General features: G+C 39.0%; 19 protein-coding genes and 1 tRNA gene. 15 read left to right on the top strand and 5 right to left on the bottom strand.

Annotation, left to right across the window (positions count from 1 at the left end; all coding sequences use genetic code 11):
• The first annotated feature begins 223 nt into the window (after nt 1-223).
• Nucleotides 224-295 (top strand) — tRNA-Arg (locus AOB46_RS00985).
• 286 nt (nt 296-581) lie between these two features.
• On the opposite strand, the gene arsB is transcribed toward AOB46_RS00985, so the two are convergent.
• The 5 genes from arsB to AOB46_RS00960 are packed head-to-tail and all read right to left on the bottom strand — an operon-like array spanning nt 582 to nt 3,600.
• Nucleotides 582-1,613, bottom strand: coding sequence for an ACR3 family arsenite efflux transporter (gene arsB, locus AOB46_RS00980; protein WP_062696181.1), 1,032 nt, complete (start codon nt 1,611-1,613; stop codon nt 582-584).
• Between the two features lie 9 nt (nt 1,614-1,622).
• A complete protein-coding gene (locus tag AOB46_RS00975; protein WP_062696180.1) occupies nt 1,623-2,114 on the bottom strand; it encodes a GNAT family N-acetyltransferase in 492 nt (163 codons plus the stop codon).
• A gap of 1 nt (nt 2,115) precedes the next feature.
• On the bottom strand, nt 2,116-2,727 hold the full coding sequence (locus tag AOB46_RS00970) for a low molecular weight phosphatase family protein (RefSeq protein WP_062696767.1): 612 nt from the start codon (nt 2,725-2,727) through the stop codon (nt 2,116-2,118).
• A 14-nt stretch (nt 2,728-2,741) separates the two neighbouring features.
• A complete protein-coding gene (locus tag AOB46_RS00965; RefSeq protein ID WP_062696179.1) occupies nt 2,742-3,215 on the bottom strand; it encodes a DUF6428 family protein in 474 nt (157 codons plus the stop codon).
• A gap of 58 nt (nt 3,216-3,273) precedes the next feature.
• The gene (locus tag AOB46_RS00960) at nt 3,274-3,600 is read right to left on the bottom strand and encodes an ArsR/SmtB family transcription factor (protein WP_062696178.1); all 327 of its coding nucleotides are present in this window, start codon (nt 3,598-3,600) and stop codon (nt 3,274-3,276) included.
• A gap of 674 nt (nt 3,601-4,274) precedes the next feature.
• Here AOB46_RS00960 and AOB46_RS00955 point away from each other — a divergent pair.
• The 14 genes from AOB46_RS00955 to AOB46_RS00890 all read left to right on the top strand — a co-directional run bounded on the left by AOB46_RS00955 (nt 4,275) and on the right by AOB46_RS00890 (nt 24,059).
• The gene (locus AOB46_RS00955) at nt 4,275-5,000 is read left to right on the top strand and encodes an NUDIX hydrolase (protein WP_062696177.1); all 726 of its coding nucleotides are present in this window, start codon (nt 4,275-4,277) and stop codon (nt 4,998-5,000) included.
• Between the two features lie 15 nt (nt 5,001-5,015).
• On the top strand, nt 5,016-6,500 hold the full coding sequence (locus tag AOB46_RS00950) for a xylulokinase (RefSeq protein ID WP_062696176.1): 1,485 nt from the start codon (nt 5,016-5,018) through the stop codon (nt 6,498-6,500).
• A gap of 106 nt (nt 6,501-6,606) precedes the next feature.
• A complete protein-coding gene (gene xylA, locus AOB46_RS00945) occupies nt 6,607-7,935 on the top strand; it encodes a xylose isomerase (protein ID WP_062696175.1) in 1,329 nt (442 codons plus the stop codon).
• Between the two features lie 92 nt (nt 7,936-8,027).
• Entirely contained in the window at nt 8,028-10,922 is a 2,895-nt protein-coding gene (locus tag AOB46_RS00940; protein ID WP_062696174.1) for a SusC/RagA family TonB-linked outer membrane protein, read from the top strand.
• Between the two features lie 13 nt (nt 10,923-10,935).
• Nucleotides 10,936-12,894: a RagB/SusD family nutrient uptake outer membrane protein gene (locus tag AOB46_RS00935; RefSeq protein ID WP_062696173.1), complete on the top strand. Its 1,959-nt coding sequence runs from the start codon at nt 10,936-10,938 to the stop codon at nt 12,892-12,894.
• Nucleotides 12,895-12,974: 80 nt separating this feature from the next.
• A complete protein-coding gene (uxuA, locus tag AOB46_RS00930; protein WP_062696172.1) occupies nt 12,975-14,150 on the top strand; it encodes a mannonate dehydratase in 1,176 nt (391 codons plus the stop codon).
• 32 nt (nt 14,151-14,182) lie between these two features.
• On the top strand, nt 14,183-14,998 hold the full coding sequence (locus AOB46_RS00925) for an SDR family oxidoreductase (RefSeq protein ID WP_062696171.1): 816 nt from the start codon (nt 14,183-14,185) through the stop codon (nt 14,996-14,998).
• A gap of 239 nt (nt 14,999-15,237) precedes the next feature.
• A complete protein-coding gene (uxaC, locus tag AOB46_RS00920) occupies nt 15,238-16,656 on the top strand; it encodes a glucuronate isomerase (RefSeq protein ID WP_062696170.1) in 1,419 nt (472 codons plus the stop codon).
• A 4-nt stretch (nt 16,657-16,660) separates the two neighbouring features.
• Nucleotides 16,661-17,659 (top strand): sugar kinase, encoded by a 999-nt coding sequence (locus AOB46_RS00915; protein ID WP_062696766.1) that lies wholly within the window; start codon nt 16,661-16,663, stop codon nt 17,657-17,659.
• Nucleotides 17,656-18,291: a bifunctional 4-hydroxy-2-oxoglutarate aldolase/2-dehydro-3-deoxy-phosphogluconate aldolase gene (locus AOB46_RS00910; protein WP_062696169.1), complete on the top strand. Its 636-nt coding sequence runs from the start codon at nt 17,656-17,658 to the stop codon at nt 18,289-18,291. Before AOB46_RS00915 ends, AOB46_RS00910 begins: the two co-directional genes overlap by 4 nt.
• Complete coding sequence (locus AOB46_RS00905; RefSeq protein WP_062696168.1) at nt 18,292-19,566, top strand: MFS transporter; 1,275 nt, start codon at nt 18,292-18,294, stop codon at nt 19,564-19,566.
• Between the two features lie 49 nt (nt 19,567-19,615).
• Nucleotides 19,616-21,334, top strand: coding sequence for a glycoside hydrolase family 43 protein (locus AOB46_RS00900; protein ID WP_062696167.1), 1,719 nt, complete (start codon nt 19,616-19,618; stop codon nt 21,332-21,334).
• Between the two features lie 142 nt (nt 21,335-21,476).
• Nucleotides 21,477-23,084 carry a glycoside hydrolase 43 family protein gene (locus tag AOB46_RS00895; protein ID WP_062696166.1) on the top strand — a complete coding sequence of 536 codons (1,608 nt, stop codon included), beginning with the start codon at nt 21,477-21,479 and terminating at the stop codon, nt 23,082-23,084.
• Nucleotides 23,085-23,186: 102 nt separating this feature from the next.
• Nucleotides 23,187-24,059, top strand: a complete 873-nt coding sequence (locus tag AOB46_RS00890) for an alpha/beta hydrolase (protein WP_062696165.1) — start codon at nt 23,187-23,189, stop codon at nt 24,057-24,059.
• Nucleotides 24,060-24,084: the final 25 nt, after the last annotated feature.

The following is a 24,084-nucleotide window of genomic DNA, read 5'->3' as shown; positions in this document are numbered from 1 at the left end:
TCTTTTTTTGAAACCTTATTTTGTAAATTGTTGATATATAAATGTTTGAAGAAATGTAATTTTGTTATGGCACGGCGGTGAAGAACCTGTAAATTACTCTGAGAAAAAAGGATTTTAGAATTAAGCCTCTATAATTAGGGAAAATTGTAAAAAAATCATTATTTTCGCACTCGAAATCATAAGCAGCAGGCTGTTTTCAGTCCTTCGTACTGCTCATGAATCTGGCTGCATAGTTTAATGGATAGAACTTCGGATTTCGGCTCCGACAGTGAGGGTTCGAATCCTTCTGCGGTCACTTTTAGCCCCTGTTTAGGGGCTTTTTTTATTCTTGCACCCACTTTTACTTTTTGTCACTTTAATAATTGACTTGCTTATTTTAAAATGATCTTATAGTACTTCATTTTTCTTTTCGTTGATCAAATTCATTTGCATCACCATAGTTTGCAGTATGTTTTCCAATATTGATCACATGATTTTCACGCCCCGAAAAAAACATCGAGATAATTTACCCTATCTTTTCATAACAAAAAACCTTAACGCAGGTTGGTTAAGGTTACTAAATTCTCATTTACAGTATTGAGTTAAGTATAATATTTCTTCTTTAACCATAAACTGATTCTAACAAGTAAAATTAAAACAGGAACTTCTACCAATGGTCCTATTACTCCCACAAATGCCTGTTGAGAGTGGATTCCAAATACTGCAATCGCTACTGCAATTGCCAGTTCAAAATTATTTCCTGTTGCTGTAAAAGCTATTGAAGCATTTTTATCATAGGGAATACTGAATGATTTATTGATAAAGAAACTCACAAAGAACATTAGCACAAAGTACACTATTAAGGGTACAGCTACTTTTAGAACATCTAATGGTAATTCTAAAATCTTATCTCCTTTGAGACTGAACATTAATACAATCGTAAATAAAAGCGCATATAAAGTCAGTGGAGATATTTTAGGAATAAACTTCCTGTTGTACCATTCTAAACCTTTTGATTTAATTAAAAAATAACGGCTTAAAAAACCTGCCAGAAAAGGGATCCCTAAATATATCAAAACACTTTCGGTAACGTCTTTCATGGATACAGTTACGTTAAAATTAGCCACACCTAATTTTTCAGGTAACACATTGATAAAGAGCCAAACCATAAAACTGTAACTTAATACCTGAAATATACTGTTCAGGGCTACTAACAATGCTCCATACTCACGATTACCTTTTGCTAAGTCATTCCACACAAGTACCATTGCAATGCATCTCGCCAAACCAATAAGAATTAAACCAATCATGTAATTAGGTTCATCTTTCAGGAAAATGATTGCTAACAAAAACATTAAAACCGGACCGATAATCCAATTCAGTAACAATGAAATTCCAATTGCCTTTTTGTCTTGAAACACTTTAGGCAATAATGAATAATCAACCTTTGCTAACGGAGGGTACATCATAATGATTAAGCCAATTGCCAACGGAATATTTGTTGTTCCTATGGATAAGGAATTGGTAACTTCAGAAATATTAGGAAAGAAATATCCTAAGCCTATTCCTAAAAACATGGCCAGGAATATCCATAAAGTAAGGAATCTATCAAGAAATTTTAATTTTGTTTGCATTTTATTTTTTTAATCTATTCCAACTACTTTACTTCTTCTTTCCATAATCACATTATCTTTCCATACCCCTCCAATTTTACCTATCTTTTCCCGATAACCTATGATTCTGAACCCAACTGCTTTATGCAATGCTATGGTTGCTTCATTTTCCGCAAACATTCCTGACTGCAAAGTCCAGATACCATTAGCTTCACTTTCTTTGATAACATTTTCCATTAAAATTTTACCAACACCTCTTCCCCTGTGATGTTCAGAAATATAGATACTTACTTCTGCTACCCCTTCATATACACAACGGTTACTAACTTTTGATAAAGCAGCCCAGCCTAAGACAACATTATGATCAACAGCTACAAATCTGCTGTGTAATAGTTTACTTTCATTCCAGGTTTCCCACGTTGGTACTGAGGTTTCAAATGTTGCAATACCTGTTTCAATACCTTGTTTATATATATTGGCAATATCTGGATAATGATGTTTGTTAATTGAAATTATTTCCATTTTATTTTTTTATCTGTGAAAACACATAAAACATTTCAGCACCAATCTGCAGGCTTCTTTCATGGTAAACCTTTGTTTGTTCAGGTGTATTATCAGAAATTTTAGGATCTTCAAAAGTTATTGGAATTCGTTTATCTGCGCCTGCAATAAAAGGACATCCGCCATCCGCCTGAGAACAGGTCATGATTGCAGCAAAACCATGAGTAGGATTAAATGAACTGTCATATCTTTTAGAAAAACCAATAATTGGGTGTCTGTCTTCATCATACTTGACGGCATATACAGGATTTTCTGTATCAGAAATTTTATCAATAGAAAGTCCCTGCTCTTGCAAAGTCTCTACAACTTTGGGAAACATTGCTGTTTCTTCTGTACCTCCGGAATAACAAGTTACCTCCGGCAAATCATAATATGCACTTGCAACCTGTGCCCAAACTTGTGACAAATGGCTTCTCCTTGAATTATGGGTGCAAATAAAGTTAATGGTTACTTCTTTTTGTTCTTCCAATCTTTTCTGAATAAAATCAACCAGTGGTGCTAAAATAGTTTTTCTATCTTCGCTGATTTCCTGGTTTTTCAGTAGCTCTATTGTTTTTAATAGTTTTGGATACATAGCTTTATCTGAGTTTAGCAGCACCCGGAATCTGGAGTACAACAAGACGTTTGATGATTGGAAAGTTCAGATAAGTTTACTTTTTGTTTTTCCGTTGGAATTCCGCAGGCATCCTGAGCTAAACACGCTGTTGTTTTATTCTTAAGAACGAAATTATTTCCGTTAAATTCCAAATCAAATCGGCCTATTGTTGTATTTTGATATTCAACTTCAATTTCGTTGTCTTCAATGCCAAGTTTTTCTTCTGATAGCTTAATAATATTTAAAAGTTTGGAAGGTTTTAAGCGATGTTCAAAATCGTTAGCATTCCATAATTGAAAATTTACTACTTTTTCATTTCTAATAGTTCCGCCACAATCGATAAAATGTTTTGTTACAGTTCCTACTTCTGTTACATGAAAGTGTTCAGGAACAAATGTTCCGTTTTCTAATTGAAACTCAACATTATCTAATGTTGATAGGATTTCTTTAATTTCAGATAGTTTCATAAAATTTTTATTTATTGGTTTAATGCAATATTGCGATAGATTTGTGTAAAAAAATGCTTTAACAGCATTTCTGAGTGGTAGTTTTCAGAATTATATTTGAAAAATAATCTTTTAGCACTCCAAAAGTATTTTCATCAATACAGTAGCAAATCGCAGTTCCTTCAATGTTACCTTTTATAAGACCTGCATTCTTTAATTCTTTTAAATGTTGGGAAACCGTTGCCTGTGCTAATGGCAATTCGTTAACAATATCACCACATATACAAGTATTTACTTTCAACAAATACTCAATAATAGCAATTCTTGCGGGATGCCCTAATGCTTTCGCAATTATAGCAATTTTATTTTGTTCATCTGTAAAATAGTCGGTTTTGGTGGCTCCCATACTCTTAAAGAATTAATATATCGCAATATTACGATTAATTATTTAAATAATAAAATTTTTTAATCAGTTTGGTTCCTCTCTAAAATTTTTAGCATCCATTAAGCTGTAAATAGTGCCCGTACCTTTCAATCTAAAAGGGTAAATCATTTTCATTTAATTATAGTCTTTTCTCAATTTATTTGCTTAGGGCATATCGAAAAAGAATTATTATACTGAATTGATAATATTGTATAACCGAATGCAGCTGCCTGCTCTTTTACTTTATGCCCCGTAATCTTAATCTATATATTCGTTATTTACAAAATTTTAATGCCGGAGCAGTAAAATTGGTAAAAGAAAATGAGTTTTTGTTTGGTTTTTGGCAATGAAAAGTGTGCCTTTTACATTTTTTTTTCATTTTAATTGAAAAAAAAATTGATTTTTCTTATCATAAGATTTATCCTGAAAATTGATTTTTTTGATATGGACAATTGATAATGCAATTGATTGTAAATTCATATTTTATGAAATTGGTAAGTGTAAAACTAATGATAACCTTATCATATTTTTTATACAATTCTTATCATAAAAAACCGATATGTAATGTGTTGATAAGCAGTAGATAATGAAGGATTTATTTTTTTTATTCAGATGAATTTTTATATTTGTAATGTTACCAAAATGTTAACAAACTAATGAATCAGAACTTTATTCGTACCTATGTCTCCGTAGATTGTGTTGTGTTTGGATTTGACCATGAAAACCGGTTGAATATACTATTAGTTCAACGCCATGTAGATGATATTCCGCTGGAAAAACAGAGAAAATTGCCGGGAAGCTTAATTTTTAGTGATGAAGATGTAGATGATGCTGCACAAAGAGTGCTTCACGAGCTTACAGGAATAAAGAAAATGGTTCTCAAACAGTTCCGGTGTTTTGCAGACCCTATGAGGGCAAGCAACGTACATGATATAAAATGGATGGATAAGGAATATAAGCACCATATAGACAGAATTATTACAGTGGCTTATCTTTCTCTTTGTAAAATAGATCATAAAATTAACAGTACAAAATATGATACCGTAGACTGGTATCCTATTGATGAGGTTCCGGTGCTGCCATTTGATCATAATAAAATTATCACAGAATCTCTCATAGAGATCCGAAAATGGATTGAATCTGATTTCTCCATTATTTTTGAGCTGCTGCCAAAAAGATTTACCATAAGACAGCTCTATCAGCTCTACAGTGCTTTAAGTGAAAAAAATATTGATATTAAGAATTTCCATAAAAAAATATCTTCATTCCCTTATATAGTTCCTTTGGATGAAATTCAGAAAGATGTATCACACCGCGCAGCAAGATATTACAGATTTGATGCTAAAATTTACAAGAAAAACAATACAAAACTTATCAAATAACCCTTCTAAAAAATTATGTACTTACTAGGCTATGACATTGGCAGTTCTTCTGTGAAAGTTTGTCTCATTGAGGCATCCAGTGGAAAAGTGATTGCTTCTGAATTTTCTCCCAAAAAAGAAATGAAAATCACTGCTGTAAATCCGGGATGGGCAGAGCAAAACCCGGTTGACTGGTGGACCAATCTGAAATTGGCGCATGAAGCTGTTATGCATGAATCCGGAGTACATGCTGAAGATATTAAAGGAATTGGAATTACCTGGCAGATGCATGGTTTGATTCTGGTAGATAAAGATCAGAACCTTTTAAGACCGTCAATTATCTGGTGTGACAGCCGTGCTGTACCTTATGGTGAGAAAGCGTTTAAGGCAATAGGAGAAGAAAGATGTCTTACTCATCTGTTAAATTCGCCGGGAAATTTTACAGCATCAAAGCTTGCATGGGTAAAAGAAAACGAACCTGAAATTTTTGAAAAGATAGACAAAATAATGCTCCCGGGAGATTATATAGCGATGAGGCTCTCAGGACAGATAGGAATGACGATTGAAGGATTATCGGAAGGAATCTTCTGGGATTTTAAGAACAACTGTATTTCGGAAGATATCCTGAACCACTATGGGATTCCTGAAAGTTTTTTTCCTGAAATTGTACCTACGTTCGGTATCCAGGCAACAGTTTCTAAGACAGCAGCTGAAGAGCTGGGACTAAAAGAAGGCACTCCTATCTCATACAGGGCCGGAGATCAGCCTAATAACGCCCTTTCCCTGAATGTTTTTAACCCCGGGGAAATTGCCTCTACAGCAGGAACTTCCGGAGTGGTATATGGCGTTCTGGATCAGCTGGAATATGATAAGCTGTCAAGGGTAAATACATTTGCCCATGTTAATTACACACCGGAACAGATTAGGCTGGGAGTTTTATTGTGTATCAACGGAACCGGAATCTTAAATTCCTGGCTAAAGCATAATTTTGCAACATCACTTTCCTCTTACGGTGATATGAATGATATGGCTTCACTTTCACCCATAGGTTCCAAAGGACTAAGTATTATTCCCTTTGGAAACGGAGCTGAACGAGTGCTGGAAAATAAAGATACAAGCTGTTCTATTCACGGAATTAATTTCAATATACATACAAAGGGAGATATACTGCGTGCAGCGCAGGAAGGTATTGTATTCTCTTACGAATACGGAATGGATATCATGAGAAATATCGGAATGAATATCCAGGTGATCCGTGCAGGAAATGCCAACATGTTTTTAAGTTCAATTTTTCGCCAGTCGCTGGCCAGTGTAAGCAATGCGGTCATTGAACTTTATGATACCGATGGAGCAGTAGGAGCAGCAAGAGCTGCCGGAATGGGAATAGGGTTTTATTCAGATTCCGGAGAAGCATTTTCCTCACTTGAAAAAATAGCGGTGATAGAGCCTGAACATGAAAAACAAGAACAATACTTAGAAGCCTATGGCAGATGGAAACATCATCTTAACGAAATAATCTAGAACAATTACAATAGTATTTTTTATCCTCTTACTGATTCTTGGGAATCAGTGAGAAGAGAATCTCTACGCAAAAATTAAAAAACAAATTAAAAATAATCAGATAAATATGGACACTTTAACAACTAAAAAAGAGTTTTTTACAGGTATTGGAAAAATTAAGTTTGAGGGGAAGGAAAGCAGGAACCCGTTGGCATTCCGCTATTATGATGCTGAAAAGATCGTAATGGGAAAACCTATGAAAGACTGGACCAGATTTGCAATGGCATGGTGGCACACCCTATGTGCCAACGGAAGCGATCCGTTCGGAGGTCCTACCATCCATCATCCTTGGGATATCGGAAATGATCCTGTGACCAGAGCAATGCACAAAATGGACGCAGGTTTTGAATTCATGTCTAAAATGGGCTTCAACTATTACTGCTTCCATGATATTGACCTTGTAGACCCGGCCCGTAACTGGAAAGATTATGAGAAGAATATGCAGACTATTGTAGAGTATGCAAAACAAAAGCAGCAGGAAACAGGAATTAAGCTTTTATGGGGAACAGCCAATGTTTTTACCCATGAAAGATACATGAACGGAGCTTCTACGAACCCTAATTTTGACGTTGTGGCATGCGCAGGAACTCAGGTAAAAAATTCAATAGATGCTACGATAGCGTTGGGAGGCGAAAATTATGTGTTCTGGGGTGGAAGAGAAGGATATATGAGTCTGTTAAATACGGATATGAAGCGAGAAAAAGATCATCTCGCCCGCTTCCTTTCCATGTCAAGAGACTATGCACGCCAGCAGGGCTTTAAAGGTACTTTCCTGATTGAACCAAAACCGATGGAGCCTACCAAGCATCAGTATGATTATGATTCTGAAACGGTAATAGGATTCCTGAGACATTACGGATTGGATAAAGATTTTAAGCTGAATATTGAAGTTAACCACGCTACATTGGCAGGTCATACATTCGAGCATGAGCTTCAGGTTGCTGTAGATGCAGGGCTTTTAGGAAGTATTGATGCAAACAGGGGAGACTACCAGAACGGCTGGGATACCGATCAGTTCCCGATCGATTATTATGACATGGTTCAGGCATGGCTTGTATTGCTTCCGTCAGGAGGTCTGGGAACCGGAGGAGTAAACTTTGATGCTAAAATCAGAAGAAACTCTATTGATGCTGAAGACTTATTCATTTCCCACATTTCAGGAATGGATGTTTTTGCTAAAGGTCTACTTGCAGCAGCAGACATTCTTGAAAATTCAGATTACAAAAAATTGAGAACAGACCGCTATGCTTCTTTTGATAACGGCAACGGAAAAGCATTTGAGGATGGTACACTTACACTGGAAGATCTTCAGAGAATAGCTCACGAAATCGGTGAACCACAGCCAAAAAGCGGAAAACAGGAATTATTTGAAGCTATCGTGAATATGTATATATAATAAAAAATAAAAGGCTCATAAACACTAAGGATTGTATAAACTATAATTATTAACCAGCCTTTTATTCAACAACCAATATAAAAATAATAATTATGAACCGATTTTACTTCAATAAAAGCAATAGAGCGGCATTATTTTTTGCAATGACTTTATTGCCTTCCGGCATAGCATATTCACAGGTTAAAAAAGATACAGTAGCTAAAGAAAATAAAATAGATGAAGTTGTTGTGATAGGATATGGAACCCAGAGAAAAGAAGCTGTGACGGGTTCTGTAGCTACTGTAAAAGGAGATGCGCTGCGTGAAGTGCCTTCTGCCAATATTACCCAGTCATTACAGGGAAGAACGGCAGGTGTTGATATTTCACAAACCTCCACAAAACCGGGTGCTGCAATGCAGATCCGTATCAGGGGAACAAGATCCCTGACAGGGGATAATAACCCATTGATTGTATTGGATGGTATTCCTTTTGTAGGCTCACTGGGAGATATAAGCACCAGTGATATCAAAAGTATCGATATCCTGAAAGATGCTTCTGCTACAGCCATCTACGGGTCCAGAGGAGCAAACGGGGTAATTCTCGTTACGACCAACAGGGGAACAAAAGGACAGAAGCCGAGATTTACCTACAATACCTTTACCGGGGTTCAGACTTTGTTTTCAAAATATCCTATGATGGACGGGCCTAAGTTTTCACAGCTGCGTGCTTATGCAATTCCAGCGGGAAATACAACCCCTTTATATTCAAACGGGGCTGATGAAAATAACAATGTCAATACAGACTGGCAGAGCCTGTACTATAAACCGGCGATGATGACCAGCCACGATATCGGTGTTTCAGGCGGAACAGAAGGTGGCAATTATAATGTTGGACTGTCATATTTCAAACAAAATGCATTAGTTCCTATTCAAAGTTATGAAAGATTTGCCCTACGAATGGCTATTGACCAGCAGGTAGGTGCCATCTTTAAGTTCGGTTTTACAACCAATACAAACCATTCCATATCAGAGGGCAATGGCGTAAATCCGGGAGCGGTTCTGGGATATTCTCCCATTGCTGATCCCTATAATCCGGACGGAAGCCCTAAAAGAGTAATGAGTACGGCAGGTGGTATTGATCAGACATGGATTTACACAAGAAGAAGCTTAAAAGACCTGGGAGACAAATATGTTGATGAAACCAAGTCTTTTGCATCCTATAACAATCTGTACGGGGAGGTCAGCCTTCCTGTCAAAGGATTGAAGTACAGGTTAAATGTTGGTTTGGATTTCCGTACTTCAAACAGCGGGAACTATTCCGGTGTAGGGGTATTTAACACCAATCCTCTGGGGCCCTCAGCTGCAGGAAGAGGGAATAACCAGACTTATCATTGGGTATTGGAAAACCTGTTAACCTATGATCGTACATTTGGCAAGCATAAGATTAATGCGGTGGGATTATATTCCGCGGAGGTAAATAAGTTTACAAGCTCATACATGAGCGCAAAGAATGTTCCTGCAGACTTTTTCCAGTATTATAACCTGGGACAGTCACCTCAGGCAGATATTACAGTACGGCCTGAAGACCAGACCTATTGGAAAACCGGTTTGCTGTCTGGAATGGGAAGAGTCATGTATACTTATGATAACAAGTATATGGTTACAGCAACACTTCGTGCCGATGGATCCTCCAGGCTGGCCCCGGGGAATAAATGGCACACCTATCCGGCATTATCATTAGGATGGAATGTTACCAACGAATCCTTCATGCAGAATATCAAAGCTATTAACCTTCTTAAATTCAGGGCTGGATGGGGGCAGACTTCCAATCAGGCGGTAGATCCATACTCTACTATGGGAAGATTTAATGTAGCTCCTTACAATTTTGGAAGCGCCGGAAGTGCCGGAATATACGGAAATCAACCACCTAACCCGAATTTAGGATGGGAATACTCAAAAACACAAAATTACGGGGTAGATTTCGGAATCTTGAACAACCGCATCACAGGAAGCGTGGAATATTACAAAACTCATACATTTGACCTGTTGACGCAGAAAAGCCTTCCGCCGTCAAGCGGCTGGTCATCAATTGTTTCCAATGTAGCGGAAACCGAAAATAAAGGACTGGAAGTTTCTTTGAACGGAGCCATTTTCGATAATCCGGATGGGTTTACCTGGGAGGCCGGAGTTAATTTTTATACCAACAGAAACAAAATTTTATCTCTTGCATCCGGAACAACACGGGATATCAATAACTTATGGTTTGTGGGGCATAATATCAATTCATTATATGATTATCAATATATAGGCCTTTGGCAGGCTGGTGACCCTTACCAGAATATTCTGGAGCCGGGAACTGCTGCGGATGTTATAGGATCCATAAAAGTCCTTTATACCGGAGGTTACAACGCAGACGGAACGCCGGTAAGAGCAATAGGACCGGATGACAGACAAATCTTCGACACAGCCCCGAAATTTCAGGGAGGATTTAATATGCGCTTTGCCTACAAGAATTTTGAACTAAGCACAGTAGGAGCTTTCCAGCACGGAGGAATCCTGGTAAGTACCATCTACGGATCTGCGGGGTATCTTAACAGATTAACAGGAAGAGGAAATAATGTGGATGTAGATTACTGGACAGAAGATAATACAGGAGCCCATTTCCCTCGTCCAGGACGTCATTTGAGTGGCGATAATCCGAAGTATTCTTCTACTTTAGCCATGTTTGATGCTTCTTATCTTAAGCTTCGTACCATTACATTAGGCTACAACGTTAATAAAGATTTTTTAAAGGATTTGAAAATCACCGGCTTAAGAATTTACTTTACCGTAACCAATCCTGTCGTATTATTTTCTCCTTATCATAAATTTTCAGGAATGGATCCGGAACCAAACTCTTTCGGAAATGAAAATCAGGCGGTAAGCGGATATCAAAGCCGGCAGCTTGTTATAGGAACCAATAACCCTTCCACAAGAAATTACTTGATGGGATTTAACTTAACCTTTTAAAAACTGTACTGTCATGATAAATTTTAACAAAAAACTGCTATTGGGAGCAATCTTTTTATCCTTAACATTTACAGGGTGTAACGAAATTCTGGATGAGCAGCCAAGATCAATATACACAGCTGATTATTTTAATACACCGGATGGAGTTAACCAGGGGTTTACCGCTTTATACAGACAACTCCGGTTATTGTACGGTAATGGGTACTTTATGAGTAACTGTCAGAACGGAACTGACGAGTCTACCTGGGCACAAAGTGCAGATGGTAACTTTAAAGAACTGGATATGTCCGGAAACGGGATTATCAATTCCAATACTTTTCCTACGAGCATGGTTTGGAACTCCGTGTTCCCGTATATCAATACAGCCAACGGGATTATTGAAAAAGGACCCGGATTCGGAATTGCAGAATCTATGATTTCTGAAGCCCGTTTCTTCCGCGGATTTTACTATTTCATGCTGGTGCAGACCTATGGAGGGGTTCCGCTGGATTTAGGTGCAGGAGAATTGAAATATAACACTCTTCCGTCAACAACTTCAGTAAGGAATACCGTTCCGGAAGTATACACAAAAACTGTTTTTGCTGATCTCAGAAAAGCTATAGAGAATCTGCCTTCATCACCAAGGGTGACTGGTGGGGTAACTAAAAACGTAGCAAAACTTATGCTTGCCAAAGCTTATCTTACCTATGGGTGGTGGCTGCAGAATCCCAACAGTATTCCAACTTATCCTGAAGCAGCAAGAAATGATCCCGACGGGCACAATGCCCAATGGTACTTCCAGCAGGCCTATGATATTGCGATGGAAGGAATCAACAATCCCGGGATGTACGCGCTTCAGCCTACCTTCTATGACGTCAATGTAGGGTCCAATGACAGAAATACAGAATCTATGCTCTATGCGGACCATACACAATCCAGCACATACTATAATGAAAGTGACCCTGTAGGATTTGGATCAGGCTGGGCACCGGATAATTTCGCAGCTTGGATGCAGACCTGGAATTACACTGCCATCAAAAGCAGCAGAACAACAGCATGGCTTGGAACAGACATTGTAAGCTCAGTACAGAGAGAAGCTTCACAGCCACTGGGAAGACCATGGGTTCGTATGTGTCCTACTTTAGGAGTTATTAAAAATACTTTTGCAGATAAAACCAACGATTCCCGCTATGATGGTACCTTTGTAACCACGTACAGAGGAAACTGGAACAAGAACGGAACAGGTCTTACAACAGTTCCTGTGCTTTATAATGCAAATAACCTGCCTGTACAGCCGGGAGGAGCTATCCTGAGCTTCCTCAACGATGACAGCCAGACCCCTTCTTATCCTACAGGAGCCGGACAAAGCGGTGTGGGAGCAGGTACGCTGTCAGGAAGAGCAGACTGGGTAATTGCACCGAACGGAATCAGCAGAATTGTATACCCTGGCCTATGGAAAATAGGAACTTACCGTACCGATGATCCAAATGGTTTAGGATATCCCAATGCAGGATTAACACGTCCTTTCAGCGTTGCAAAATTTTCAGAATTCTATTTTATTGCCGCGGAAGCAGCCGTAAAAGGAGCTTCAGGAGCTATGACTGCCAGAGATCTTATCAATGTCATCCGTGCCCGTGCCGGAAAATGGAAGTTCAATAATGCACAGAATGCCGCTTATGTGGCAGATAACAGTGCTGCTATGATCGCTGCCACACCATCCGTAATTACCATAGATTATATCCTTGCAGAAAGATCCCGTGAATATTACGGAGAATTTTACAGATGGTATGATCTGGTACGTACACAGAAATGGGGAGAATATGCGGCTACCTACCAGATTGGGGGAGCTTCTTACGGAGATCATACACCGCAAACAGTTACAAGAACAATCAGCCCTTTTCACTATCTGAGACCGATTCCTCAGAATCAGATTGATGCTATGGAAGTATCAGCAGATATTAAGGCTAAATACCAGAACCCCGGATACAATTAATCGTATTCTAACATTCATATCAAAGACAGAGTAGGTGTGAAAGCACCTGCTTTGTTTAATTGAATTAAAACTTAAAGATTATGGAAAAAACCTGGCGTTGGTTTGGCAAAAAAGACAAAATAAAACTCAGCACGCTCCGTCAGATCGGAGTAGAAGGAATTGTTTCTGCTCTGCATGATATCCCAAACGGAGAAATCTGGAGTCCGGAGGCCATCATTGATTATAAAAACTATATAGAAAGCCACGGGCTTCGCTGGTCTGTTGTGGAAAGTCTTCCCGTGAGCGAAGCGATCAAATACGGAGGTGAAGACCGTGACTCTTTAATAGAAAAGTATATCATAAGCCTTGGAAATCTGGGTAAAGCAGGGATTACAACAGTTTGTTACAACTTTATGCCTGTTCTGGATTGGGCAAGAACAGACCTCTTTCATGAATGGGAAGACGGTTCTTCATCACTTTATTTTGACAAGGCCAAGTTTGCGTACTTCGAAATTCATATTCTTCAAAGGAAAGATGCTGAAAATGAATATAATCCGGAGGTCCTTCAGAAAGTGGAAGAATTAAAAAATACCTTAACAGAACAGGATAACAATGATCTGATAGACTCAATTATTGTAAAAACACAGGGATTCGTGAACGGAAATATCAAGGAAGGAGATGATAATCCGGTGGCCATTTTCAAAAACCTGTTGGCATTGTACGATGGTATAGATAAACGCCAGCTGCGGGAGAACATGAAATATTTCCTTGAAAAAATAATGCCTGTCTGTGAAAAATGGAATATCCGGATGTGCGTGCATCCTGATGATCCGCCGTTTTCATTACTGGGATTGCCGAGAATTGTAACCAATGAAGAAGACATTGACTGGATTCTGAATGCTGTTGATAACCCTCACAATGGATTGACGTTTTGCACCGGATCTTTAAGTGCCAACCTTCAGAATGATGTTCCCAAGCTGGCTCAGAAATTTGCCCATCGTACCAAATTCGTTCACCTGAGAAGTACAGATGTCTTTGAAAATGGGGATTTCATCGAGGCTCATCATTTAGGAGGAAGAGGAAAACTCATTGAAGTGATCCGTGTATTCGAAAAAGAAACCCCTGACCTGCCCATGAGAATTGACCATGGAAGGCTTTTAACAGAAGATATCGATAAAGGATATAACCCAGGCTATTCATTTTTAGGACGGATGTTGGCATTGGGACAGATTGAAGGGGTAATGGCGGCAGTTCAGTCAGAATTACAAAAAAATTAATCTGTGTTTGTAATAAAATAGTAAAAAGTAAAATGAAAGACCTGTTTAGTGTTAAAAATAAAGTCGCAGTCATTACAGGGGCTTCAGGTGTCTTAGGAGGCAGCCTGGCTAAAAGTTTTATTGAGGCCGGAGCAAAAGTTGTGGCATTGGGAAGAAACCAGAAAACACTGGATGTCCGGGTAAAAGAACTTACGGATCTGGGGGGCGATGCATTTGCCGTAGAGGCCAATGTGATGGATATTGAAAGCCTTGAAGCTGCTTCAGTAAAAATAAAAGATAAGTATGGAAGCATTGATATTCTGCTCAATATAGCTGGTGGAAATATTCCGGCAGCAACTTTATCTCCCGAACAGTCATTTTTTGATCTGGATATGAAAGGATGGACAGAAGTTACCGATCTTAATATCAACGGAACTGTTTATCCAAGCTATGTTTTCGGAAAAATAATGGCTGAACAGGGAAGCGGAAACATTATTAATATTTCTTCCATGGCAGCTTATTCAGCGATAACAAGAGTGGCCGGATATTCTGCCGCCAAATCGGCAATCACCAATTTTACCCAATGGCTGGCCTCTGACCTTGCATTAAAATTCGGAGATAAAATACGTGTTAATGCCGTGGCACCGGGATTCTTCATTGGCGATCAGAACCGCGCAATCCTTCTGAATCCGGATGGAAGCTTAACCGATAGAAGTAAAAAAGTAATCGCCAAAACACCCATGCAGAGATTTGGAGAAGTAGAGGAACTGAATGGTGTTGTACAGTTTCTGTGTTCAGATGCAGCAAGTTTTATTACAGGAGCACTGATTCCTGTCGATGGAGGTTTCAGCGCATTCAGCGGAGTATAAAACTAATTTCTTCATATATAACAATTGGAACAGGACCTTAATGGTTTCATTCAAGGTCTTGTTTTTAAAATGTAGACACCTAAGTGTTGTGAAAATCTTTGATTTTCATCTTATGTGAACTTTTCTGAAGAATCATATTAAACTTACTTAGGTGGGCAAAAGTGTTTTAAAATAAGGCTTTTGTGACTTTTGTGGTTGTACAAGTTTAGAATTAAAATCCAGGATTGTAAAAATAAATAATGAATAATTCCATTAAAAATAAAAACGTTTTCGGAGAATTGTTTTTGCTTGAATCAGCAAAGGCAGAAAACCTGTATTTTGATTATGCTAAAGACATGCCGGTTATCGATTATCATAATCATCTTGAACCGGACATTATTTCTGCGAACCGGAATTTCAGCTCGCCAACGGGTATCTGGCTGAATGGTGACCATTATAAATGGAGAGCCATGAGAAATTTTGGCATTGATGAACAGTTTATTTCCGGAAATACTTCAGATCACGAAAAATTCATGAAATGGGCAGAAGTAGTGCCTTATACCCTTCGTAATCCGCTATTTCACTGGACACATCTGGAACTCAAAAATCCTTTTGGGATTAGCGAATACCTGTCACCGGAAAATGCAGATGCCGTATATCATCAGATGAATGAAAGTCTTCAGACATCCGGTTTTTTACCACAATCTATCATTGAAAATTTTAAGGTAGAAGCGTTGTGTACTACGGATGATCCTGCTGATGATCTGGCTCATCATAAAGCATTAAAAAACGGTGGATTTAAAACAGCTGTTCTTCCGGCTTTCCGCCCTGATGCCTATATCAATATGATGAATCCTGAACACTATCTTTCAGGAATTAAAAAGCTTGAAAAAGTCTGCGGATTTTTAATAACATCCGCTTCTGATCTGTTGAATGCGCTTCAGTCCAGAATCAGCTATTTTGTGGAAGCAGGAGCAAAAGTAGCCGATCATGGCTTTGAATATTTCCCGGATACCACGAAATGGAATCATAGCCTTGAAAAAGAGTTCTCCGAATTTCTGAAAGGCAATCTCCCAACATTTTCCGATCCGGAAGCATTATGCGGTTATATGCTGAAAGAGCTTTGCAAAATGTACGCAGAAAAAGGCTGGGTACAGCAGTTTCATGTAGGGGCAACCCGAAACAACAATTCAGAAATGTTTAGGAAAATGGGTGCCAACACAGGGTATGATGCCATTGGAGAATCGTATTATGCACAGAGAATGAGCATTTTGCTGGATGAGCTGAATTCGGAAGGAAAGTTGACCAAAACCATTATTTACAATCTGAATCCGGCATTTAATGAAGTTCTGGCATCCCTTGCCGGAAACTTCAACGAAGGAGGAGTCAGATCCAGGGTACAGTTTGGAGCAGCCTGGTGGTTTCTTGATCAGCTTGACGGGATGACAAAACAGATGAACACGCTCTCCAATATAGGTCTCATCAGCACTTTTGTAGGGATGCTTACCGATTCCCGAAGCCTGCTGTCGTTCTCAAGACATGATTATTTCAGAAGGCTTGTATGCAATCTGTTCGGAAATGAGATGGAAAGAGGTCTTCTTCCCGATGATGAAAAATGGGTAGGAAAAATCATTCAGGATATCTGTTATCATAATACAAAAAATTATTTTGAAATCTAATACCATGAAGGATTCAGCGAAAATACTATGTTTCGGGGAACTGCTTCTCCACCTTGCCCCGGATTCCGAAGGAAACTGGCTGAATGAGCAGTCTCTGAAGATGTATATTGGCGGAGCTGAATACAACGTTGCAGCAGCGCTTTCCCAATGGAAGAATTCTGTAAAACTGTTAACTGCTTTACCGGAGAATTTTGTAGGAAATCAATTGGAATTTCAGCTTAAAAATAAAGCAATAGAAATTCTTGCTGAAAAAAATAAAGGAAGGATAGGAACATTTTATCTGTCTTCCGATGGAGATATGCAGAATGCTTCAGTGGTGTACGACCGATTTCCGTCTGTTTTTACCCAGTCGGATTTTGAAACATTCAGCGATGATGAAATATTTTCAGAGGCAAAATGGCTGCATATCAGTACCATCACTCCGGCTTTGAGTGACAATGCGTTCCGGAAATGTTTACATATCATGAAAGAGGCCGGAACAAGAAATATTACGGTTTCTCTTGACCTGAATTACAGGGCGTTACTTTGGCAGAATCAGAATCCTCATAAAATTAGAGAGCTGATGCCTTTTGTCAACGTTCTTATGGGAAATATCTGGTCTGTTGAGCAGTTCCTGAATATTCCCATTGAATATAAGCTTAACGGAAATTTCGATGATGAAAACCTTCTGAAACAGGCAGAAAAAACGGTTTTGCAAATCCAGAAACAATTCCCGAATGTGGAAAAGATAGCCAATACCTTCCGTTTTACAAATGGAGAAAAGGTCAATTATTTTGCCACCTTATTTACTGATGAACAGCTTTTGGTTTCAGAAAAATATAATTCAGATAAAATTGAAGAAAGGGTAGGAAGTGGTGATTCTTTCATGGCCGCCTTAATTCATGGAATTTTAAAAGGAAATCCTGAACAGCAGATCCTGAATGATGCTACAAAAGTTGCTTTTAAAAAGCTTTTTGTAAAAGGAGATACCATTAATGAAAGCATTAATATCGAAACATTATGAGTGAAATAGTACAAAAAATAAAAGACCAGAAAATCGTTCCGTTGTTTTATAACGAATCGTTTGAAGTCTCAAAAAATATAATAAAAGCTTTATACGAAGCAGGAATCCGTGTGATAGAATATACCAACCGCGGCCATCAGGCTCTGGAAAATTTCACGAAGCTGAAAGAAATTTCCCATACAGAATTTCCCGGCCTTCTGCTGGGAATCGGAACGGTGAAAAACATAAAAGAAATGGATGATTATGCTCATGCAAAAGCAGATTTCATCATTACACCGGTCATCAGTGAAGCATTGGTGAAACATGCTCTTGAAAAAAATGTCCTACTGATCCCGGGTTGTTTTACTCCTTCCGATGTCAATATTGCACATCAGAACGGTTTAGCATTGGTTAAAATATTTCCGGCAGACGCTTTAGGTAAGAGTTACATCAAATCTATACAGCCCGTTTTCCCGGGAATGAATTTCATGCCCACCGGAGGAATCCATGCGGAATCTGAAGATATTACGGAATGGCTCAATAGAGGTGCCATAGCGGTAGGATTGGGAAGCTCTCTTATCGGAAAGGACTTTAATGAAGAAGAACTGACTCTGAAAACAAAGAATTTATTGCAACAACTTAATCACAAATAAATGCAGGCTCCTCAAAACCGCAATATAAGATGGTGGATGCTGTCCCTTGTCTTTCTCGCCACTACGATCAATTATCTTGACCGTCAGGTAATGGGTTTGCTGAAACCTGTGCTGGAAAAAGAATTCAGCTGGGACGAAAAAGATTATAGTTATATCGTCATGGCATTTACCACGACTTACGCTATCGGCTACATGGCGATGGGACGATTTATAGACAGGGTAGGAACCAAAATAGGGTATGCCGTTTCCCTTATTGTATGGAGTCTAGCCTCTATAGGACATGGGTTTGTCAAAAGTACAGTAGGATTTATCATAGCGAGAAGTACCTTGGGCATCAGTGAAGCGGGGAACTTTCCTGCTGCCATCAAATCTGTGGCTGAATGGTTCCCTAAAAAAGAAAGAGCACTGGCAACGGGAATTTTTAATTCAGGAGCTACGGTAGGAGCTATTTTAGCGCCGCTATTGGTTCCGTTCATTCTCGGACATTACGGCTGGAGACAGACTTTTGTGTGGATAGGAGCTGTAGGCCTGATTTGGATTGTTCTTTGGTGGAAATTTTATGCCATTCCGGAAAAAACAAAAAATCTAAGCAAAGAAGAACTGCAATACATCAAAAGTGATCAGGATGAAAAAACAGAAGAGAAAACCAAAATTCCTTTATCGGAATTACTCAGATATAAAGTAACATGGTCATTTGCCATTGGTAAAATGTTGACAGATCCTATCTGGTATTTCTTCATGTTCTGGCTGCCGGCATATTTCTCGGATGTATTCAAAATGGATTTAACAAAACCATCCCTTCCTTTGATTATTATTTACAGTGGAACTACGATAGGAAGCATTGGCGGAGGCTATCTCTCATCATTTCTCATCAAAAAAGGATGGACGATTGGAAGAGCCAGAAGCTTTACCATGCTATTGTTTGCCCTTATGGTAGTTCCGGTCATGTTCTCAAAATATGTAGACAATATGTGGATGATTACCCTGATCATTGCCCTTGCCACAGCGGCGCATCAGGGCTGGGGAGCCAATCTTATGACCACGGTCGGAGATCAGCTGCCTAACCATTACGTAAGCTCTGTGATAGGATTCGGCGGTATGTTAGGCTCTGCAGCAGGGATTATTTTTCCGCTTTTTATCGGAATCGTTCTCGATGCCTTTAAAAAATCAGGAAATATCAACGGAGGCTATAACATTATATTTTTCATAGCCGGTATATCATATGTTACAGCCTGGGGATTGATCAAAATAATCAACCGTAAGAAAGCCGTTTAGAATTAAACTTAGAAATCATAAAACATTAAAAACTATAAAAAGAATAACAATGAAACAGAATATAATGAATTTAACTTTTTTCAGGAATAAAACCCATGTCCTTGCTGCTGCAGCTTTGCTCTCTGTGACGACTGTTTCTGCCCAGACATTTTCCGACTTTACTTACCAGGGAAATGATAAAATATACAATGACAATCCTCTTCAACCGGACGAGTTCTATTCCCCGATTTTACAGGGCTGTTATCCCGACCCAAGCATCACCAAAAAAGGAGACGATTATTACCTGGTAAACTCTTCTTTCTCAATGTTTCCGGGCGTTCCGATTTTCACTTCCAAAGATTTGGTCAATTGGAAGCAGGTTGGGCACGTTCTCGACAGGCCTTCTCAGCTTAAGGTGGAAAAGGGAGGTGTTTCGCATGGAATTTATGCACCGGATATCAAATATAATAAACACAACGACACTTTTTATATGATCACCACCCAGATTGCGGGCGGTATCGGAAATATGGTTGTAAAAACCAAAGATCCGGCAAAAGGATGGAGCGAAGTTCAGAAACTGAATTTTGATGGTATTGATCCTGCTATTTTCTTTGATGATGATGGAAAAGCTTACATTGTTCATAACGATGCGCCACCAAAAGGAACCGAACAATACAACGGTCACCGTGTTATTAAAATGTGGGATTACGATCTGGAAAAAGATCAGGTTGTCGCAGGTTCAGACAGAATTATTGTAAATGGTGGAGTTGACCTTTCTCAAAAACCCATTTGGATTGAAGGTCCGCATTTGTATAAATACAAAGGGAAATATTACCTGATGTGTGCTGAAGGTGGAACCGGAGGCAACCATAGCGAAGTGATTTTTATGGCAGATTCTCCGAAAGGACCGTTTGTTCCCGCTAAAAATAATCCAATTCTTACGCAAAGATATTTTCCGAGAGACCGAAAAGAAAAAGTGGATTGGGCAGGTCACGCAGATTTGGTGGAAGGTCCGAACGGACAATGGTATGGCGTATTTTTAGCAATTCGTCCGAATGTAAATAACCGTGTTACCAAAGGCCGTGAAACTTTCATTCTTCCTGTAGACTGGAGCGGAACGTATCCTGTGTTTCAAAATGGCCTGGTTCCGATGAAGCCAAAATTGAAAATGCCACAAGGCGTTCAGAATCAAACCGGGCAAAACGGATTTTTTCCGAACGGAAACTTTACCTATAACGATAAATTAACCGATAAAAATCTTGATTTCCGATGGATTGCGATGCGCGGACCGCGTGAAAATTTCATTACTGCCACGAAAAATGGCGTAAAAGTAAATCCTATGGAGACTAATATCAAAGCGTTGGCACCAGTTTCGGCATTATTCCACAGATTGCAGCACGAAGATTTTGAAACCTCGGTAACGCTTGATTTCAAACCTAAATCCGAAAAAGAGCTGGCGGGAATTACCTGCTATCAGAGTGAAAAATTCAATTATGTTTTCGGAATCACAAAAAAGGACAAAGACTTCTATATTGTATTGGAAAGAACAGAAAAAGGGGAATCAAAGCTGATCACCAGTGAGAAGATCTCATTATCCAAACCGGTTAAATTACAGGTGGTTGCCGATAAAGATGAGTATAGCTTTAATTATTCGCTGGATGGCAAGAGCTATAAAAACCTGGGAGGATCGGTTTCCGGAGATATACTTTCTACTGATGTAGCAGGAGGTTTTACAGGAAGCCTTATCGGGCTGTACAGTACCTCTTCCAATGACATTGCACCGCAGTAGTATGAAAGACCTGTTATTCTGAGTGAACGAAGTGAAATGAAGAATCTTGTCTTTTACTGACCGTAGAGAAAAAATACTTAGTAACAACTATTAAGTATTTAAAAATTGAAAAACTAAGAGTAAACCAAACTTACAGTACATTTTGAAAATCAAAAAAACTTATATCGTTTCTTTATTGGGGTTTATCGGGCTGAATCTTCTTTCAGCCCAGGTAAATCCTTCCGGAAAACCGGGGACAGTGTTTATCAATCCCGTCATTTGGGCAGATGCACCGGATTTATCCATTACCAGAAACGGAAATGATTTTTACCTGATCAGCACCACTATGCATCTGATGCCGGGAGCTCCGGTAATGCATTCCAGAGATCTGGTACATTGGGAAATGTCCGGGTATGTTTTTGATACTCTGAATGACAATTCAAAATATGATTTATTGAACGGAACCGTTTACGGCAGGGGGCAGTGGGCTTCTTCAATCCGCTATCACAAAGGGAACTACTACGTTTTATTTTCCCCGAATGATGAGCCTTTCAAATCGTATTTCTATGTGACTGATGATCCCGAAAAAGGGAAATGGAAGCTCATCGCCAGAACACGGCATTTTCATGATGCGTCTTTGTTTTTTGATGATGATGACAGGATATACATTTTCACTTCCAACAAAGTTTTTGGACTGAGTCCTGATTTTAAAGAAGTGATCGGAAATCCGGACGGAACTGAGGTATTTCAGAAAGATGCTTCGGAAACCGGGCTTCTGGAAGGTAATCAGATCATCAAAAGAAACGGGAAATATTATATGATGATGATATCATGGCCAAAAAACGGAAAACGCCGTCAGGTAGTCTACAGGGCAGATAAAGTGACAGGTCCTTATGAGAAAAAAGTAATTCTGGAAGATAATTTTTTAGGATTTTCCTATGCTGGCCAGGGTGCTTTAATCGATGATAAAAATGGAAACTGGTATTCCCTTATTTTCCAGGACAGAAACGGAGTGGGACGTGTTCCGCTGCTACTTCCTGTACAATGGGAAAATGACTGGCCGGTGTTGGGGGATAACGGAAAAGTTCCTTTGAAAGGAGAGGTTCCGCTTCCGCCATTCAAAGCCAAAAATCATCTGGTGGAAAGCGATGAGTTCTCTGATAAAAAAATGAAAATTCAATGGCAATGGAATCATAATCCGGTGAATGAAGCCTGGTCTTTATCCGAAAGAAAAGGTTTTCTGAGACTGAAAACCAGCAGGGTAGTAGACAATCTGTACGCGGCACCCAACACTTTGACCCAGAGGATGGAAGGTCCGACTTCTTCAGCGGTTGTCGCAATGGATCTTAAAGGAATGAAAGATGGAGATGTTACAGGTTTCAGTGCCTTCAACGGGGATTCCGGGATTTTGTCAGTGGTGAAGGAAGGCAAAGAAAAATTCATTGTTTTTTCAATCAACGAAGTGAGTCTGGACAATAAGACAAAAGCCATTACAGGAGTTAAAAAAGAAGAAAAAAAACGGATTCCTCTTAATTCTGATAGAGTTTTCCTTCGTATTGATGCCGATTTTAATCTCGGGAAAGATCTTGCAGACTTTTATTATAGTACTGATCAGAAGAACTGGACGGAAATGGCTAAAGATTACAAAATGATCTTTGATTACCGGAGATTTTTTATGGGTTCGAAATTCGCAGTTTTTAATTATGCGACTAAAAATATCGGAGGCTTCGTAGACGTAGATTTTTTCAGAGTCAGTAAAGCTGGAAAATAAGAATCAAAAGCAGAGAAAAATCTGCTGTAAACAGTTAAGTAAAATAATACGCTGTTATTTTTTTATCTGAAATAATAAGTGTTAAAAATACAAATAAAAATTATGAATAAATCAGTTATATGGGCTTTAGGACTTGTTTTGTCAGGAATATTTGTTTCCGGACAAACTTTTGACAAACAGGCGCCGCAGGGTTTCGACGTGGAAAACTCTGCTATTTTCCACGGAAAAATTGACACGATTCAATATCCGTCAAAAACTGTTGGAACAACAAGAAAAGTTTTGGTTTACACACCGCCGGGTTTCAAAAAAAGTGAAAAATATCCTGTTCTTTACCTTCTTCACGGCATTGGCGGAGATGAAAAAGAATGGTTAAGAAACGGAACCCCGCAAATTATTTTAGATAATCTGTATGCCAAAGGAAAGCTTATTCCAATGATCGTAGTGCTGCCCAACGGAAGGGCAATGAAAGATGATAGAGCAACCGGCGATATCATGGCAAAAGATAAAGTGGAGGCTTTTGCAACATTTGAGAAAGACCTGTTGAATGATCTTATTCCCTTTATTGAAAAAAAATACCCTGTCAAAAAAGATAGAAATGACAGAGCCATTGCCGGGCTTTCCATGGGAGGCGGACAGACACTGAATTTCGGATTGGGAAATACTGACAGGTTCGCCTGGGTAGGTGCCTTTTCTGCTGCTCCGAATACCAAAGAGCCTCAACAGCTTCTTCCTGATCCATCCAAAGCTAAACAATTAAAGCTTCTCTGGATTTCATGCGGAGACCAGGACAGACTGATGCCGTTCAGTAAAAGAACAAGCGACTATCTTACAGAAAACAAGATCCCACATATTTTTTATGTAGAGCCGGGCGGTCACGATTTCAAAGTCTGGAAGAATGATCTGTACCTGTTTTCACAACTGCTTTTCAAACCAGTAAAACAAGAAGAAGTTAACCTTATTCTAAAATCAGAATAAATACGAATTACTTTAAAACTTGATC

This window comes from Chryseobacterium indologenes (assembly GCF_001295265.1).
GTDB lineage: Bacteria > Bacteroidota > Bacteroidia > Flavobacteriales > Weeksellaceae > Chryseobacterium > Chryseobacterium indologenes_A.
This window is presented reverse-complemented; position numbering and strand designations above follow the sequence as displayed.

What these genes read in the sequence shown, in the direction of transcription:
- arsB (WP_062696181.1), bottom strand. Translation starts at nt 1,613, where the DNA reads ATGCAAACAAAATTAAAATTTCTTGATAGATTCCTTACTTTATGGATA.
- AOB46_RS00975 (WP_062696180.1), bottom strand. Translation starts at nt 2,114, where the DNA reads ATGGAAATAATTTCAATTAACAAACATCATTATCCAGATATTGCCAAT.
- AOB46_RS00970 (WP_062696767.1), bottom strand. Translation starts at nt 2,727, where the DNA reads ATGTATCCAAAACTATTAAAAACAATAGAGCTACTGAAAAACCAGGAA.
- AOB46_RS00965 (WP_062696179.1), bottom strand. Translation starts at nt 3,215, where the DNA reads ATGAAACTATCTGAAATTAAAGAAATCCTATCAACATTAGATAATGTT.
- AOB46_RS00960 (WP_062696178.1), bottom strand. Translation starts at nt 3,600, where the DNA reads ATGGGAGCCACCAAAACCGACTATTTTACAGATGAACAAAATAAAATT.
- AOB46_RS00955 (WP_062696177.1), top strand. Translation starts at nt 4,275, where the DNA reads ATGAATCAGAACTTTATTCGTACCTATGTCTCCGTAGATTGTGTTGTG.
- AOB46_RS00950 (WP_062696176.1), top strand. Translation starts at nt 5,016, where the DNA reads ATGTACTTACTAGGCTATGACATTGGCAGTTCTTCTGTGAAAGTTTGT.
- xylA (WP_062696175.1), top strand. Translation starts at nt 6,607, where the DNA reads ATGGACACTTTAACAACTAAAAAAGAGTTTTTTACAGGTATTGGAAAA.
- AOB46_RS00940 (WP_062696174.1), top strand. Translation starts at nt 8,028, where the DNA reads ATGAACCGATTTTACTTCAATAAAAGCAATAGAGCGGCATTATTTTTT.
- AOB46_RS00935 (WP_062696173.1), top strand. Translation starts at nt 10,936, where the DNA reads ATGATAAATTTTAACAAAAAACTGCTATTGGGAGCAATCTTTTTATCC.
- uxuA (WP_062696172.1), top strand. Translation starts at nt 12,975, where the DNA reads ATGGAAAAAACCTGGCGTTGGTTTGGCAAAAAAGACAAAATAAAACTC.
- AOB46_RS00925 (WP_062696171.1), top strand. Translation starts at nt 14,183, where the DNA reads ATGAAAGACCTGTTTAGTGTTAAAAATAAAGTCGCAGTCATTACAGGG.
- uxaC (WP_062696170.1), top strand. Translation starts at nt 15,238, where the DNA reads ATGAATAATTCCATTAAAAATAAAAACGTTTTCGGAGAATTGTTTTTG.
- AOB46_RS00915 (WP_062696766.1), top strand. Translation starts at nt 16,661, where the DNA reads ATGAAGGATTCAGCGAAAATACTATGTTTCGGGGAACTGCTTCTCCAC.
- AOB46_RS00910 (WP_062696169.1), top strand. Translation starts at nt 17,656, where the DNA reads ATGAGTGAAATAGTACAAAAAATAAAAGACCAGAAAATCGTTCCGTTG.
- AOB46_RS00905 (WP_062696168.1), top strand. Translation starts at nt 18,292, where the DNA reads ATGCAGGCTCCTCAAAACCGCAATATAAGATGGTGGATGCTGTCCCTT.
- AOB46_RS00900 (WP_062696167.1), top strand. Translation starts at nt 19,616, where the DNA reads ATGAAACAGAATATAATGAATTTAACTTTTTTCAGGAATAAAACCCAT.
- AOB46_RS00890 (WP_062696165.1), top strand. Translation starts at nt 23,187, where the DNA reads ATGAATAAATCAGTTATATGGGCTTTAGGACTTGTTTTGTCAGGAATA.